The organism is Cupriavidus gilardii (genome assembly GCF_008801915.1).
GTDB lineage: Bacteria > Pseudomonadota > Gammaproteobacteria > Burkholderiales > Burkholderiaceae > Cupriavidus > Cupriavidus gilardii.
The window spans coordinates 555,444-570,590 of sequence record NZ_VZOV01000002.1 but is presented as its reverse complement, the minus strand read 5'-3'; the positions used below and the strand labels follow the sequence as shown (position 1 = coordinate 570,590).

15 protein-coding genes, 1 other RNA gene and 1 pseudogene are annotated in these 15,147 nt (G+C 67.3%); 13 read left to right on the top strand and 4 right to left on the bottom strand.

The features are described from left to right. Nucleotides 1-5: 5 nt before the first annotated feature. The 5 genes and pseudogenes from F7Q96_RS05405 (at nucleotide 6) to rnpB (ending at nucleotide 4,754) form a co-directional block, all read left to right on the top strand. On the top strand, nucleotides 6-1,079 hold the full coding sequence (locus F7Q96_RS05405) for a tartrate dehydrogenase (RefSeq protein WP_053821100.1): 1,074 nt from the start codon (nucleotides 6-8) through the stop codon (nucleotides 1,077-1,079). After that, nucleotides 1,076-2,389, top strand: a complete 1,314-nt coding sequence (locus F7Q96_RS05400; RefSeq protein ID WP_082371386.1) for a glycerate kinase type-2 family protein — start codon at nucleotides 1,076-1,078, stop codon at nucleotides 2,387-2,389. The genes F7Q96_RS05405 and F7Q96_RS05400 overlap by 4 nt, the downstream gene beginning before the upstream one ends. A gap of 70 nt (nucleotides 2,390-2,459) precedes the next feature. After that, on the top strand, nucleotides 2,460-3,503 hold the full coding sequence (gene pyrC / locus F7Q96_RS05395) for a dihydroorotase (RefSeq protein WP_053821101.1): 1,044 nt from the start codon (nucleotides 2,460-2,462) through the stop codon (nucleotides 3,501-3,503). A gap of 39 nt (nucleotides 3,504-3,542) precedes the next feature. Next, a pseudogene (locus tag F7Q96_RS05390) lies at nucleotides 3,543-4,355 on the top strand (DUF3025 domain-containing protein); the annotation flags it as partial. 55 nt (nucleotides 4,356-4,410) lie between these two features. Beyond that, an RNA gene (rnpB, locus tag F7Q96_RS05385) (RNase P RNA component class A) lies at nucleotides 4,411-4,754 on the top strand. Between the two features lie 73 nt (nucleotides 4,755-4,827). Here rnpB and F7Q96_RS05380 read toward each other — a convergent pair. Further along, nucleotides 4,828-5,250 (bottom strand): OsmC family protein, encoded by a 423-nt coding sequence (locus tag F7Q96_RS05380; RefSeq protein WP_006576931.1) that lies wholly within the window; start codon nucleotides 5,248-5,250, stop codon nucleotides 4,828-4,830. A gap of 729 nt (nucleotides 5,251-5,979) precedes the next feature. Here F7Q96_RS05380 and rplM point away from each other — a divergent pair. The 4 genes from rplM to erpA all read left to right on the top strand — a co-directional run bounded on the left by rplM (nucleotide 5,980) and on the right by erpA (nucleotide 7,911). Further along, nucleotides 5,980-6,408, top strand: a complete 429-nt coding sequence (gene rplM / locus F7Q96_RS05375) for a 50S ribosomal protein L13 (RefSeq protein ID WP_006576930.1) — start codon at nucleotides 5,980-5,982, stop codon at nucleotides 6,406-6,408. Between the two features lie 11 nt (nucleotides 6,409-6,419). Further along, nucleotides 6,420-6,812: a 30S ribosomal protein S9 gene (gene rpsI / locus F7Q96_RS05370; protein ID WP_006576929.1), complete on the top strand. Its 393-nt coding sequence runs from the start codon at nucleotides 6,420-6,422 to the stop codon at nucleotides 6,810-6,812. Between the two features lie 207 nt (nucleotides 6,813-7,019). Continuing rightward, complete coding sequence (locus tag F7Q96_RS05365; RefSeq protein WP_053821102.1) at nucleotides 7,020-7,433, top strand: bactofilin family protein; 414 nt, start codon at nucleotides 7,020-7,022, stop codon at nucleotides 7,431-7,433. Nucleotides 7,434-7,542: 109 nt separating this feature from the next. Beyond that, nucleotides 7,543-7,911, top strand: a complete 369-nt coding sequence (gene erpA / locus F7Q96_RS05360; protein WP_006576927.1) for an iron-sulfur cluster insertion protein ErpA — start codon at nucleotides 7,543-7,545, stop codon at nucleotides 7,909-7,911. A gap of 72 nt (nucleotides 7,912-7,983) precedes the next feature. Here the strand turns inward: erpA and F7Q96_RS05355 are convergent, their stop codons facing one another. Then, nucleotides 7,984-8,781 carry a phytanoyl-CoA dioxygenase family protein gene (locus F7Q96_RS05355; RefSeq protein WP_053821103.1) on the bottom strand — a complete coding sequence of 266 codons (798 nt, stop codon included), beginning with the start codon at nucleotides 8,779-8,781 and terminating at the stop codon, nucleotides 7,984-7,986. A 132-nt stretch (nucleotides 8,782-8,913) separates the two neighbouring features. Between F7Q96_RS05355 and F7Q96_RS05350 the strand changes: the two genes are divergently transcribed. Further along, entirely contained in the window at nucleotides 8,914-9,849 is a 936-nt protein-coding gene (locus tag F7Q96_RS05350; protein WP_053822980.1) for a LysR substrate-binding domain-containing protein, read from the top strand. A 58-nt stretch (nucleotides 9,850-9,907) separates the two neighbouring features. Here F7Q96_RS05350 and F7Q96_RS05345 read toward each other — a convergent pair whose 3' ends face one another. Together F7Q96_RS05345 and F7Q96_RS05340 are read right to left on the bottom strand one after the other, a co-directional pair. Beyond that, nucleotides 9,908-11,029, bottom strand: a complete 1,122-nt coding sequence (locus tag F7Q96_RS05345) for an anhydro-N-acetylmuramic acid kinase (protein ID WP_053821104.1) — start codon at nucleotides 11,027-11,029, stop codon at nucleotides 9,908-9,910. 31 nt (nucleotides 11,030-11,060) lie between these two features. Further along, the gene (locus F7Q96_RS05340; protein ID WP_053821105.1) at nucleotides 11,061-12,437 is read right to left on the bottom strand and encodes a M23 family metallopeptidase; all 1,377 of its coding nucleotides are present in this window, start codon (nucleotides 12,435-12,437) and stop codon (nucleotides 11,061-11,063) included. Between the two features lie 214 nt (nucleotides 12,438-12,651). On the opposite strand from F7Q96_RS05340, the gene tyrS reads away from it, so the two are divergent. Genes tyrS through F7Q96_RS05325 form a run of 3 tightly spaced genes read left to right on the top strand, consistent with a single transcriptional unit; the run spans nucleotide 12,652 to nucleotide 15,083 of the window. Further along, nucleotides 12,652-13,893, top strand: a complete 1,242-nt coding sequence (tyrS, locus tag F7Q96_RS05335) for a tyrosine--tRNA ligase (protein WP_053821106.1) — start codon at nucleotides 12,652-12,654, stop codon at nucleotides 13,891-13,893. Between the two features lie 10 nt (nucleotides 13,894-13,903). Further along, nucleotides 13,904-14,404, top strand: coding sequence for a D-aminoacyl-tRNA deacylase (gene dtd / locus F7Q96_RS05330; RefSeq protein ID WP_053821107.1), 501 nt, complete (start codon nucleotides 13,904-13,906; stop codon nucleotides 14,402-14,404). Between the two features lie 16 nt (nucleotides 14,405-14,420). After that, nucleotides 14,421-15,083, top strand: coding sequence for a YbhB/YbcL family Raf kinase inhibitor-like protein (locus F7Q96_RS05325; RefSeq protein ID WP_151022208.1), 663 nt, complete (start codon nucleotides 14,421-14,423; stop codon nucleotides 15,081-15,083). Nucleotides 15,084-15,147: the final 64 nt, after the last annotated feature.

Sequence of the window (15,147 nt, the reverse complement as noted above, 5' to 3'; positions counted from 1 at the left end):
CCGCCATGAGCCAATACAAGATTGCCGTGATCCCTGGAGACGGGATCGGCACCGAAGTGATGCCCGAAGGCGTCCGCGTGATGGACGCCGCCGCGCGCCGCTTCGGCATCGACCTGCAGTGGGACCACTTCGACTTTTCCAGCTGCGACTATTACGCCCGCCACGGCAAGATGCTGCCGGACGACTGGTTCGATACGCTCTCGCGCTATGACGCGATCTACTTCGGCGCGGTCGGCTGGCCCGCGACAGTGCCCGATCATGTGTCGCTGTGGGGTTCGCTGCTGCAGTTCCGCCGCGCGTTCGACCAGTACGTGAACCTGCGGCCGGTCCGGCTGATGCCGGGCATCCGCAGCCCGCTGGCCGACCGCAAGCCCGGCGACATCGATTTCTACGTGGTGCGCGAGAACACCGAGGGCGAGTATTCCAGCATCGGCGGCCGCATGTTCCCGGGCACCGAACGCGAGGTCGTGATCCAGGAAACGGTGATGAGCCGGATCGGCGTCGACCGGATCCTGAAGTTCGCGTTCGAGCTGGCCAGCAAGCGTCCGAAGAAGCATCTGACCTCGGCCACCAAGTCCAACGGCATCTCGATCACGATGCCGTACTGGGACGAGCGGGTCGAGGCGATGGCGGTCAACTATCCCGGCCTGAAGGTCGACAAGTACCACATCGACATCCTGACCGCGAACTTCGTGCTGCATCCGGACTGGTTCGACGTGGTGGTGGCCAGCAATCTGTTCGGCGACATCCTGTCGGACCTCGGGCCGGCGTGCACCGGCACCATCGGCGTGGCGCCGTCGGCCAATATCAATCCGGAGCGGACCTTTCCGAGCCTGTTCGAGCCGGTCCATGGCTCGGCGCCCGACATCGCCGGCCGCGGCATTGCCAATCCGATCGGGCAGATCTGGTGCGGGGCGATGATGCTCGAACACCTTGGCCATGCCGATGCCGGCGCCGCCGTGCTCGGTGCGATCGAATCGGTGCTGTCCGCCGGACCCGCGCACGCGCCGCTGACGCGCGATATCGGCGGCAGCGCCGGCACCGCCGACCTCGGCCGCGCGATCGCGGAAGCCCTGTGAGCGGGGCCGCCACGCTGGGCGTGGAGCCGCGCGCGCTGCTGCGCGCGAGCTTCGATGCCGCGGTCGCGGCCGCCGATCCGCTGCGCATCGTCGCCGCGCATCTGCCGCCGCCGAGCCGCCAGGGCCGCACGCTGGTCGTCGGCGCCGGCAAGGCCGCGGCGTCGATGGCGCTGGCGGTCGAACGCGCCTATGCCGGCGCCGGCGTGGCGCTGGAAGGGCTGGTGGTCACGCGCTACGCGCACGGTCTGCCGACCGCGCATGTGCGGGTCATCGAGGCCGGCCATCCGGTACCGGACGAGGCCGGCGAGCGCGCCGCCGCGGAGATCCTGGCCCGCGTGCAGGCGCTCGGCCCCGAGGACCGGCTGATCGTGCTGGTCTCGGGAGGCGGCTCCAGCCTGCTGTCGCTGCCGGCCGACGGCGTGTCGATGGCCGATCTGCGCGCGACCACGCAGGAGCTGCTGCGCTGCGGGGCGCCGATCACCGAGATGAACGTGGTACGCAAGCATCTGTCGCGTATCCAGGGCGGGCGCCTGGCCCAGGCCAGCCGCGCGCCGGTGACCACGCTGATCGTCTCCGACGTCGCCGGCGACGATCCCAGCGCCATCGCTTCCGGCCCGACCGTTGCCGATCCCAGTACCTATGACGATGCGCTGGCGATCCTGCGCCGCTACGAGGCACGCGTGCCACCGGCTGTGCGGGCCTATCTCGAAGCCGGCGCGCGCGGCGAACGCGCCGAGACGCCGAAGCCCGGCGATCCGCTGTTCGCGCGCGTCGACAACCGCATGATCGCCACCGCCCACGGCAGCCTGGCCGCCGCCGCCGAGGTGTTCCGCGCGCAGGGCGTGGCCCCGGTGATCCTGGGCGACACCGTCACCGGCGAGGCGCGCGAGGTGGCGCGCGTCTACGCGGCGCTGGTGCGCGAAATCCGCGCGTACAATGCGCCGTTTGCCGCGCCGGTGGCGCTGATTTCCGGCGGCGAATGTACCGTGACGCTGCCCAAGGACGGCGCCGGACGCGCCCGCGGCGGCCGTTGCTCCGAATTCCTGCTGTCGCTGGCGATCGAACTGGAAGGCGTGGCCGGCGTCCACGCGATCGCCGCCGATACCGACGGCATCGACGGCTCCGAGGACAATGCGGGCGCGCTCGCGGACCCCGACACGCTGGCCCGCGCCGAGGCGGCCGGCATGCCGGCGCGCCGCCAGCTGGAAGCGCACGATGCCTGGGGCCTGTTCGATGCGATCGGCGACCTGGTCGTGACCGGTCCGACCCGCACCAACGTCAACGACTACCGCGCCATCCTGATCCTGTAATCGCCGATCGCCGATCGCCGTTCGCCCACCGCCGCCCGCTCAATCCCTACGCTTTCGATTTGCCGAAGTCATGACCCAGACCCTGACCATCACCCGCCCCGACGACTGGCATCTGCACCTGCGCGACGGCGCCGCCCTCGCCGCGGTGCTGCCCGATACCGCCCGCCAGTTTGCCCGCGCCATCGTGATGCCGAACCTGAAGCCGCCGGTCACCACGGTGGCGCAGGCCGAGGCCTATCGCGCGCGCATCCTGGCCGCGCTGCCGGCCGGCCTGTCGTTCGAGCCGCTGATGACGCTGTACCTGACCGACAACACACAGGCCGACGAGATCGTCGCCGCCAGGGCGAGCGGCTTCGTCCATGGGGTCAAGCTGTACCCGGCCGGCGCCACCACCAACAGCGATGCCGGCGTGACCGACATCCGCCGCCGCACCGCGGCGCTGGAAGCGATGCAGCGCGTCGGCCTGCCGCTGCTGGTGCACGGCGAGGTCACCGACAGCGAGATCGACCTGTTCGATCGCGAGGCGGTGTTCATCGAGCGCGTGATGACGCCGCTGCGCCGAGACTTCCCGGCGCTGAAGGTCGTGTTCGAACACATCACGACCAAGGACGCCGCCGACTACGTGCGCGAGGCCGAAGGGCCGGTCGGCGCGACCATCACCGCCCATCACCTGCTGTACAACCGCAACGCGATCTTCATCGGCGGCATCCGCCCGCATTACTACTGCCTGCCCGTGCTCAAGCGCGAGACGCATCGCCAGGCGCTGGTCGCCGCGGCCGTGTCCGGCAATCCGCGCTTCTTCCTTGGCACCGACAGCGCGCCGCACGCGCGCGGCCTGAAGGAGCACGCCTGCGGCTGCGCCGGCTGCTATACCGCGCTGCATGCGATGGAGCTGTACGCCGAGGCCTTCGATGCCGCCGGCGCGCTCGACAAGCTGGAGGGCTTTGCCAGCTTCCACGGCGCCGACTTCTACGGCCTGCCGCGCAACACCGGTACGCTGACGCTGCGGCGCGAGCCGTGGCAGCTGCCCGAAGCGCTGCCGTATGGCGAGACGGAACTGGTGCCGCTTCGCGGCGGCGAAACGCTGCAATGGAAGGCGGCGCTGGCCGCCTGAGCGGTGGGTGAACGGGACGGCGGCCGGGCCACCGGCGGTCTGCAGTCCGGCGGGGACCTGAAGCTCCAGTTGGCCGGGATCGACTGGTCCCGGCCCTGGTTCGCGCCGTTCGCCGGGACGGGCGCCGCGATCGCGGCCGAGGTCCGCCAGGGCCGGCCGGTCCATGCCGTGCTCGACGCCGTTGCCACCGCGCAGGGGCTGGCCAATGCCGCCGGACTGCCGCTGCGCTTCGTCCCGCAGCAGGCGCTGCCGACCGGCAGCGCCTACGAGGCCCATATCCACGCGCACGGCGAGGTGCCGACGCGCGACAACCTGCACGATCTCTTCAACGGCCTGATCTGGCTGCATTTCCCGCGCACGAAGGCGATGCTGAACCGGCTGCAGGCCGAGGCCATTGCCGCGGAGGGCGTGCAGCCGACGCGCGGGCCGTTGCGCGACGCGGCCACGCTGTTCGACGAGAACGCGGTGCTGTTCGTCAGCGAGGAGCCGCGGCTGGAGGCGGCGCTGCGCGGCTTCCGCTGGCGCGAGCTGTTCATCGAGGGCCGGGATGCGTGGCACGGCCGCTGCACCGTGGTGCCGTTCGGCCATGCCTTGCTGGAAAAGCTGGTCGCGCCCTACAAGTCCATCACCGCGCACGCCTGGCCGGTCGCCATGGCGCCCGCCGATCCGCGTCCGGCCACGCCGGAGACGCTGGATGGGCCACTGGCCGACATGCTGGCGCGGGCCGAGCTGCGCGGCCGCAGCAGCTTCGCGCCGCTGCCGGTGCTCGGCATCCCGCATTGGTGGCCGGCCAATGCCGACGCCGCCTTCTACGACGACACCACGGTGTTCCGCCCTGGGCGCCGCGGCGCCAACGAGGCTGGCGGAACCGGCGGGACCGATGCAAAGGTGCTAGACTGCGGCCCGCGAAGCAGGACAGACAACCGCTGCTCGCCCGGCAACGGGCGAGGGGAGGAAAGTCCGGACTCCACAGGGCAGGGTGGTGGCTAACAGCCATCCACGGCAACGTGCGGAACAGGGCCACAGAGACGAGTCTTCGCGCCGGGTTTGCCCGGTGCGAAGGGTGAAACGCGGTAACCTCCACCCGGAGCAATCCCAAATAGGCAGACGATGAAGCGGCCCGCCGAGTCTGCGGGTAGGGAGCTGGAGCCGGCCGGTAACGGTCGGCCTAGAGGAATGGTTGTCACGCACGCGCGGACCGCAAGGCCCGCGCGTCGCGCACAGAATCCGGCTTATCGGCCTGCTTCGCTTCGAATTCGCTTCCCGGTGCGCCGCACCGGGAACGCCTCCACCGCGCCGATGCGCCGGTATCGAGCCTGCGGTCTTACACCTCGACCAGTTCGACGCTATGGCTGATCTCGGCCGTCTTGGCCAGCATGATCGACGCCGAGCAATACTTGTCGTGCGATAGCTGCACCGCGCGTTCGACCGTCGCCGGGTTCAGGTTGCGGCCGGTCACGGTGAACTTGAAGTGGATGCGGGTGAACACCTTCGGGTCTTCGGCGGCCCGGTCGGCCTGCAGCGTGACGGAACAGCCGCGTACATCGTGGCGTCCGCGCTTCAGGATCAGCACCACGTCATAGGCGGTGCAGCCGCCGGTGCCGAGCAGCACCATCTCCATCGGCCGCGGCGCCAGGTTGTGGCCGCCGCCCTCGGGGGCACCGTCCATCGCGACGAGGTGACCGCTGCCGGTCTGCGCGACGAAGCTCATGCCGTCGTTGCCCATCCAGGTGACCTTGCATTCCATTTCGTTCGTTCCTGCTCTCAATGTTTCGTTTCGATGCTGCGATGCGCGCGCATCGAGCCCTTGCATTTTCCTCAAATTTTCCTTGCGCCGTGTGGTGTCTTTGCCGCTTGCGGGGCCGGAAAACCGAGGGAAACCTCTAGGATGTCAGTTTGGTGACATCGCGCTGTGTCCGTAAGTCGTTGAATTTACGGACTTCGTGTCATCTGGCGCGGCCGTGACAATTTTTTGCATTACGAAATGCCATTTCGCACTGCAAATTTTCTTGCGTCGCACAAGCCGTCATGTATAATTCGAACCATTGAACGACGGCGCGCCGAAGGCCCGCCAGAGTGCGAAAGCGAAGGGTGGTCGAAGCGACCGAGACAGTCTCCCGACGCCAGCCCGCACCGCCGGCCCCGTCCCGTTGTTCTCCCAGTGTCTCCTCCACCCTCCTCCTTTGGTGGATTCAAACCCAAGCCTCAGCGGCTTGGGTTTTTTTTCGCCCCTGCGCCGGCTTCTTTTCAGAAAAGCGGTCCGCAAGACACTGCATGACCCATTCCTTGACGGCAAACGCATTGTTTGCTTGTGCCAGGCGGCGATCCGCAAGTATAATCGAGGGCTTTTCCGTCATGCCCGCGGAAGAAGAACTCAGGGAGAGCCTGCACACACAAGCAGGAAGGTCAGGTCCAAAGGGCCGGCCGACGACGCAAGTCATGTTACGGGCAGGTTCTACAAGTCTCAGGAAAGATCATGAAAACCTTTTCCGCCAAGCCTCATGAGGTAAAGCGCGACTGGTTCGTGATTGACGCGACGGACAAAGTCCTCGGCCGTGTCGCCAGCGAAGTGGCACGCCGTCTGCGCGGCAAACACAAGCCGGAATTTACTCCGCACGTCGACACGGGCGATTACATCATCGTCGTCAACGCGGCCAAACTGCGTGTCACCGGCACGAAGGAAACCGACAAGAAGTACTACCGTCACTCGGGCTACCCGGGCGGTATCTACGAAACCACGTTTGGCAAGATGCAACAGCGCTTCCCGGGCCGCGCCCTGGAGAAGGCTGTCAAGGGCATGCTGCCGAAGGGTCCGCTGGGCTACGCGATGATCAAGAAGCTGAAGGTGTACGCCGAAGCCGAGCATCCGCACGAAGCGCAGCAGCCCAAGGCGCTGGAAATCTAAGGGGGCCATCCATGATCGGAAATTGGAACTACGGTACTGGCCGCCGCAAGAGCGCTGTGGCTCGTGTCTTCATCAAGTCGGGCAAGGGCGACATCGTCGTCAACGGCAAGCCCATCAACGAGTACTTCGCTCGCGAAACCTCGCTGATGATCGTGCGCCAGCCGCTCGAACTGACCGCCCACGCACAGACCTTCGACATCAAGGTCAACGTGACCGGCGGCGGCGAAACCGGCCAGGCCGGTGCGGTGCGCCACGGCATCACCCGCGCGCTGATCGACTATGACGCCACGCTGAAGTCCGCGCTGTCGAAGGCCGGCTTCGTCACTCGCGATGCGCGTGAAGTCGAGCGTAAGAAGGTCGGTCTGCACAAGGCACGTCGTCGCAAGCAGTTCTCGAAGCGTTGATGCGCCGAGCAAGCCGGGATCCCGTCCCGGATTGCGCAGCCAGCAAGAACCGCACGCCCGTCGTGCGGTTTTTGTTTTGTAGGCCTTGCCGTCCGGGCGTCGCGGCCGGCAGCGTTGTTGTGGCATCACGGTGGGACGGGCAGTTGGCCGCACAATGCATCGTCATGGATACAATGGCGCTTTCCCCAGTTTTCCAGTGAGGCCGCGATGCTGTTTTCGAAGAAGAAAGGGTTGACGATCGACACCCTGATCGGTCGCCAGACCGTCGTCGAAGGCGACCTGCACTTCTCGGGCGGACTGCGGCTCGATGGCCGCGTGCGAGGCAACGTGCTGGCCGTGGCCGATCAGCCGAGCATGCTGGTGGTCAGCGAGACCGGCGTGGTCGAAGGGGAGGTCAAGGTCGGCCATCTGGTGCTGAATGGCACGGTGACCGGCCCCGTGCATGCGGCCGAGCTGCTCGAGTTGCAGCCACAGGCACGCGTGCAAGGCGAAGTGCACTACGCGGCTCTGGAAATGCACCAGGGCGCGATTGTCGAGGGCCGTCTGGTTCCGCTCGGGAACACCGAGCCGAAGGCGCTGCCCAACCTGAAACTGGCGGCAGGCAGCGAAGAAAGCGCCTGAGGCCCCGCGCCCGGAAAGGCGCGTGCACCATGCCCCTTGAATCGATGGGGGATCGGCACGATCTTTCCAGTGCGCTTAGAATACCGGCGTATCTAAATAGGAGAACCCCATGAACGCAGTCGCAGAGGCACCCATTACCGAGGACGTGCCGGCCCCGTTCGTCTTTACCGACAGCGCCGCCGACAAGGTCAAGCAGTTGATCGAGGAAGAGGGCAATGCCGATCTGAAACTGCGCGTCTTCGTGCAGGGCGGCGGTTGTTCCGGCTTCCAGTACGGCTTCACCTTCGACGAGGAAGTGAACGAGGACGACACCACGATGGTCAAGAACGGCGTCACCCTGTTGATCGATTCGATGAGCTACCAGTATCTGGTCGGCGCGGAGATCGACTACAAGGAAGACATCAACGGCGCCCAGTTCGTGATCAAGAACCCGAACGCCACGACCACCTGCGGTTGCGGCTCGTCGTTCTCGGTCTGACGCCAGTCCGCCTCAGCGAAAAGCGCACCTCGGTGCGCTTTTTTGTTGTCTGTTTCCGACCAGGTCCGCGCCTTACTGCGCCGCTCGCCAGACCACCGGAAACCAGTCTTCCCGCATTCGTTCGCCATTGGCAAGCCCGATACCAGGGAAGGGCGGCGAAGTGCGGCCGGGACGCTCGACATAGCGCACGTCGTCACCGAGAAAGCGTGCCGAGAACGCGCGCCGGCGTCCGCTTCCGGTATTGCCCGCGGCGCCATGCACGGTGCGGAAGTCGAACACCACCGCGTCGCCCGGCTCCAGTTCCGGCGTCAGGATGGTGTGCGAGCCGTCCTCGACGTCGGGCATCTCCATGAAGGCATCGTCGCCGGCATAGAAGTTGTCGTTGCTGGCCCAGCGCTTGGGCCGTACCAGCTTGGGCCAGCGATGCGAGCCGAGCACCACGCGCAGCGTGTTGGCGGCGGTGACCGGATCCAGCGGAATCCAGTAGCTGGCGGTTTGCCAGCCGTCGACACAGTAATAGGGCAGATCCTGATGCCAGGGCGTCGGCTTGGCGGTGCCGGGTTCCTTGACGAGGATGTGCTCGTGGAACACCTTCGCCGCCTGCGAGCGCATCAGTTTTCCCGCGATCGCGGCGGCCGGCGATTCGCGCATGAAGGCGGCAAAGGCGGGGATCCGCTGCCAGTTGCAGTAGTCCTCGAAAAACCGGCCGCTCTCGCCGGCGCGCACATTCTCGATGGCGAACGGCCCCGGTTCGGCCAGGTTCTGCTCGAAGCCGTCGCGCAGCCGCTCGACCCAGCTGCTGAAGGCGCCGCGCAGCACCAGCGCGCCGTCGCGCTGGTAGGTCTCGATCTGCGTGGTGGTGATTTCCATCTGCTCCCCCGATTGACACTGGTCCGCCACGACAGTATCGAAGCGCCGCCAAAATAGGGAAAGCATATATTCTCTATGTTCCAATATAGCCATCTGCTATAGATGGGCCGCGACTGCGCCGAGCCGCCACCGATGATCGCCTTCTCCTTCCGCCAACTCGAATATTTCGTTGCCGTCGCCGAGCAGGGCAGCATCAGCGGTGCGGCGCGCGTGCGCCATGTTTCCCAGCCCTCCGTGTCGCTGGCAATCGGCCAACTCGAGCAGATCCTCGGCACGCCGTTGTTTCGCCGGCAGGTCAGCCGCGGACTGGAGCTGACGCCGGCGGGCCAGCGGTTGCTGGCGCGCGCCCGCGACATCCTGGCGCTGGCGGCCGGAATCGGCGCCGACGAGGCCGAGGCGGCGACGCTGAGCGGCCAGCTGTCGCTGGTCTGTTTCCAGGATCTCGGCCCCTACCATGTACCGGCGCTGCTGGCCGGATTTCGTGCCCGCCATCCCGGCGTCGCGGTGACGCTGTTCGAGGCCGACCTGACCACGGTCGCCCGTACGCTGCACGCCGGCAAGGCTGAGCTTGCGCTGACCTACGATCTCGGCTTCGACCGCCGTGTGCTGCGCTGGCGTCTCGCCGAACTCGCGCCTTACGCGCTGCTGCCGGCGGAGCATCCACTGGCCGCGCAGCCGGAGGTCAGCCTGGCCGAGCTGGCCGGCGAGCGTCTGATCCTCGAGGACATCGCGCAGACGCGCGAGTACTTCCTGTCCTTGTTCTGGGCCCACGGCCTGTACCCGCAGCTGCATCAGTACACGCAGACCTTCGAGATGCAGCGCGGCCTGGTTGCGCACGGCTATGGCGTGGCGCTGTCCTGCACGCGGCCCGCCGGCGATCGCAGCTATGACGGCACGCCGATCGCCTGCCGGCCATTGCGCGAGACCGTGACGCCCCAACGCGTGGTGCTGGCGCGGGCGGAATCGATCCGGCCCTCGCCGGTGGCGGAGGCCTTCATTCAGTGGGTAGAACAGGAGCGGGGTGCCGTGGCGTTGCACGAGCAGGTGGAGGCCGGCGCGGCTCGGTAGGCGGGGCCGTCGGAGGCGAAAAGCCGCAGACCAACCGCGCGCCAGGTCGGCGCAAGGTTCAGCGGGGGTAAATCGCGCCCAGTACGCGCGGACCGGCGGCGCCGGTGACCGTCGGCAGATTGCCCGGCGCGCGGCGCAGGCATTGGCGCGCCAGCCAGGCGAAGGCAAGCGCCTCGACCTGCGAGACCGGCACGCCGAAATCGTCGGAAGGTTGCACGGTGACGCCGGGCAACGCGGCGGCCAGCCGCGACATCACGAAGCCGTTGCAGGCGCCGCCGCCGCAGACGATCAGGCGCCGCGCGTCCGCCGCATGGCGGCGGATATCCCGGGCGATCGCCTCGGCGGTCAGCGCCGCCAGCGTGGCCTGGACGTGCTGCGGATCGCGTTCGGCGTCCTGCAGCTGCGCGTCCAGCCAGGCCGGATGGAACAGATCGCGGCCGGTGCTCTTGGGCGGAGGCTGCTTGAAATACGGCTCGTCGAGCAGCCGCGCGAGCAGCGCCTCGTCGATGCTGCCGCCGGCCGCCCAGTCGCCGTTGGTGTCGAATGGCTGGCCGCGATGGCGGGAAATCCAGTGGTCGAGCAGTGCATTGCCGGGCCCGCAGTCGAAGCCGATCACCGGCCCGCCGTCGCCGGGCAGCACGCTGATATTGGAGATGCCGCCGATATTGCAGACCACGCGGGTTTCGCCGGCCAAGCCGAACAGCGCCTGGTGCACGGCCGGCACCAGCGGCGCGCCTTGGCCGCCGGCGGCGATATCGCGGCTGCGGAAATCGGCGACCACATCGATGCCGGTCAGCTCGGCAAGCAGCGCCGGATGCTGGCTCTGGCGTGTATAGCCGATGCCGTCGTAGCGGCCGGGACGGTGACGGATGGTCTGGCCATGCGCGCCGATCGCCGCGACGGCGTCGGGCTGCACGGCGGCGTCGCGCAGCAGCGTCGCCACGCAGTCGGCATAGACGCGCGCCAGTGCATTGGCGGCCAGCGCCTCGCGATGGATCTCGTCGTCGCCGGGCTGCTGCAGCGCGCCGAAGGCGTCGCGCAGGCTGTCGGGGAAGAGCTGGTGGCTGGCCGCGAGGACCCGCGGCTGCGTCCCGGCGAAGTCCACCAGCACGCCGTCGGCCCCGTCCATGCTGGTGCCGGACATCAGGCCGATCAGGAGTTCGGGGCGCGTGGCGGACATCGCGGCGTGGGGCGGTGCGCTCGGTGCCGCGTCAGTTGCCGTTGGAGGCGACGTTGTAGGTGCGCAGCGCGTTGATGCGGCTCAGCATGTCGCTGGTGTAGCTCAGGAATTGCTGGCGCGCGCGTCCGGTCAGCGCTGGCGATTCCATCAGCGTGATCGTCAGCGGGTTCTGCGGCACGTCGTTGTGGCGGAACTCGTAGTGCAGGTGCGGACCGGTGGCCCAGCCGGTGGAGCCGACGTAGCCGATCAGTTGTCCCTGCATCACGCGCTGGCCTTGCTGGATGCCGGCAAAGCGCGACAGGTGCGCGTAGTAGGTCGAGTAGCCGTTGTGGTGCTTGATGACGACGATATTGCCGTAGCCGTTCTGCTGGCCGACGAAGTCGACCTCGCCGTCGCCGGTGGCAAATACCTTGGTGCCGGTCGGCGCCGCGAAGTCCACGCCCTTGTGCTGCAGCCACTGGTGATGCAGCGGGTGATTGCGGCCGCCGAAGCCAGACGACATCCGCGAGAACTCGACCGGCGAACGCAGGAACGGCCGCTTCATGCTGCGTCCATCGAAGGTGTAGTAGGCGCCGTTCTTGCCATCCGGCGCATACCACAGCGCCTGGTGCAGCTGATTTCGGTTGATCAGTTCGATCGCGACCACGCGGCCGTTGCGCACGAAGGCGCCGTCGCGATAACCGGATTCGTAGACGATGCGGAAGCGGTCGCCCTTGACGATGTCGTGGTGGAAGTCGATGACGCCCGAGAAGATCGAGATCATCTGATCGACGATCTCGTCCGGCACGTTGGCCGCATCCATTGCCTTGAAGAAGCCGCCCGTGCCGATCGTGCCCGAGCCCATTTCGTAATGCAGCTCGTTCTGGACGACCTCGATGCGGGCCTTGTAGTCGGGATCGGCCAGGTCGCCGGCGCGCTCGATCACCAGCTGGCGCGAGATCGACACGTCGCCGCCCAGATTGGCCTGCAGCGACACCAGCAGATTGCTCTGGTCGACTTCCGCCTGCACGATCTGGCCCGGTTCGAGCTTGAACAGGCCGCGCGCGGTCGGGTTCTTGTGGATGAAGGCCTGCGCGTCGGGGTCATCCACGCCGAGCCGCTTGAGCAGCGTGGCAATGGTGTCGCCACGCTGCATGCGCTCCTGGCGGACGAAGGTGGCGCTGGTATCGGTCAGGCGCTCGAGCTGGTCGCGCAGGTCGGGCAGGCGCATGCCCTGGACCACGCGGGGCGCATCGGGATCGTCATAGGCGGTGCGCGGTGCCACGCCCATGGCGGCCGCCATGCCGAGCGTAAAAACGGTCGCGACCGATGCCGTCAATTGCTTGCGGCGGCGCGCATGCAGCGCATGGGTCGGATCGACGAGCACCACGAGCTCACGCGCGAAAACTTCGCGGAGTCTGGACCACATCACGTAAAATTCTGCCTTGGTTCGGGCTCCGCTGCCGCGACGATCTGTGCGTGTCTGCCTTCCTCCCCCGAGGTGCGGCGCGGGCTGTCTTTCGTTTGCCGCCTACAATGGCGGTTGGCCTGCGGGATGGCTCCCGGCTGGCCGAATCGGCGGATTATACCAAAAACTTCCCCGGTGTCCGCCCGAATGTTCAAGTATTTCAACGACTTAAGTCATGACCGACGTATCCTCCGGCGCCGCGACCTCCTACCCCCTGACACCGTCCGTGATGCACGCGCTGGAAGTGTCCAGGCGCGGCTGCGACGAACTGCTGATCGAATCCGAATGGCTGCAGAAGCTGGCGCGCAGCGAAGCGACCGGTGTGCCGTTGCGGATCAAGCTGGGCCTGGATCCGACCGCGCCGGACATCCACATCGGGCACACGGTGGTGCTCAACAAGATGCGCCAGCTGCAGGACCTCGGCCATCACGTGATCTTCCTGATCGGCGACTTCACTTCGACCATCGGCGATCCGTCCGGCCGCAACAGCACGCGGCCGCCGCTGACGCGCGAACAGATCGAAGCCAACGCGCAGACCTATTACCGCCAGGCCAGCCTGGTGCTGGACCCGTCCAGGACCGAGATCCGCTACAACAGCGAGTGGTGCGACCCATTGGGCGCGCGCGGCATGATCCAGCTCGCCGCGAAGTACACCGTCGCCCGGATGATGGAGCGCGACGACTTCACCAAACGCTACCGGTCTGGGATTCCGATTTCGGTCCATGAGTTCCTCTACCCGCTGATGCAGGGCTACGACTCAGTTGCATTGAAGTCCGATCTGGAGCTCGGCGGTACCGACCAGAAGTTCAATCTGCTGGTCGGCCGCGAGTTGCAGAAGGAGTATGGCCAGGAGCCGCAGTGCATCCTGACCATGCCGCTGCTGGTCGGCCTGGACGGCGTCGAGAAGATGTCCAAGTCCAAGGGCAACTACGTCGGCGTGACCGAGGCGCCCAGCGAGATGTTCGGCAAGCTGATGAGTATCTCGGACGACCTGATGTGGCGCTACTACGAATTGCTGTCGTTCCGCCCGATGTCCGAGATCGACCTGATGAAGCAGGAAGTGGCGCTCGGCCGCAATCCGCGCGACTGCAAGGTGATGCTGGCGCAGGAGATCGTCACGCGCTTTCACAGCGCCGCCGACGCCGACAAGGCGCTGGAGGACTTCAATCACCGTGCCCGCGGCGGCGTGCCCGACGATATCCCCGAGGTCAGCCTGTCCGGCGCGCCGATGGGCATCGCGCAGCTGCTCAAGCAGGCCAACCTGGCGCCGTCGACGTCCGAGGCCAACCGCAATATCGAGCAGGGCGGAGTGCGTATCGATGGCACCCAGATCAGCGACAAGGCGCTGAAGGTCGAGGCCGGCACCTATGTGGTCCAGGTCGGCAAGCGCCGGTTCGCGCGCGTGACGCTGTCCTGAGGCCGAGCCGATGATCGCGTTGATCCAGCGCGTGGCGCGCGCCAGCGTCACGGTCGATGGCCGTGTCACCGGCGAGATCGGTGCCGGCCTGCTGGCGCTGGTCTGCGCCGAACGCGGCGACACCGAAGGCGAGGCCGAGCGCCTGCTGACCAAGCTGCTCGGCTATCGCGTCTTTTCGGATGCCGCCGGCAAGATGAACCTGCCGGTGCGCGACATCGACGGCCAGGGTACGCCCGGCGGCCTGCTGGTGGTGTCGCAATTCACGCTGGCCGCCGATACCAACAGCGGCACGCGGCCCAGCTTCACGCCGGCGGCTTCGCCGGAAGATGGCCGCCGCCTGTACGAGCATTTCGTCGCCCGCGCGCGCGCCGCCCATCCCGTGGTGCAGACCGGGGAGTTCGGCGCGATGATGCAGGTCAGCCTGGTCAACGACGGCCCGGTCACGTTCTGGCTGCGCGTGCCGCCGCCGTCCGCCCCGTCATCCACGCCGCCGCGCGCGGCCAACCCCTGAGCGCAAGGAGACAAGCATGAGACTCTGGAGCAACGCCTTTGCCGACATGGCGCCGATTCCCGGCGAGTTCGCCTTTGCCGTGCCGGACGCCGCCAGCCACATCACGCTGTCCAGCAACCGCAATCCCGACCTGCATTGGGACGGCGCGCCGTCCGGCACGCGCTCGTTCGTGCTGATCTGCCACGATCGCGACGTGCCCAGCCGCGGCGACGACGTCAACCAGGAGGGCCGCGAGGTGCCGGCCAGCCTGCCCCGGGTGGACTTCTTCCACTGGGTGCTGGTCGACATTCCGCCGGGCCTGACGACGATCTCGGCCGGCTCGCACAGCGACGGCGTGATCGCGCGCGGCAAGCCCGGTCCCGAGGCGACCGGCGGCACCGCGGCAGCGGGCGGCCTGCGCCACGGCGTCAACGACTACACCAGCTGGTTCGCCGGGGACAAGGACATGGCGGGCGACTACTACGGCTACGACGGCCCGTGCCCGCCGTGGAACGATGCGATCGTGCATCACTATGTGTTCACGATCTATGCGCTCGATCTGGACCGCCTGCCGCTCGAGGGCCGTTTCACCGGCGCGCAGGTGCGCGAGGCGATCGAGGGCCACGTGCTCGACCAGGCCAGCCTGACCGGCACCTATACCCTGAACCCGAAACTGGCGGCGCAGCAGTCGGCCGGCTGACGCCGCCGCAGCCGCCATACCAAAAGCAAGCGCAAGAACAGCGCGCTCCCGGCGCGCGCGAAGG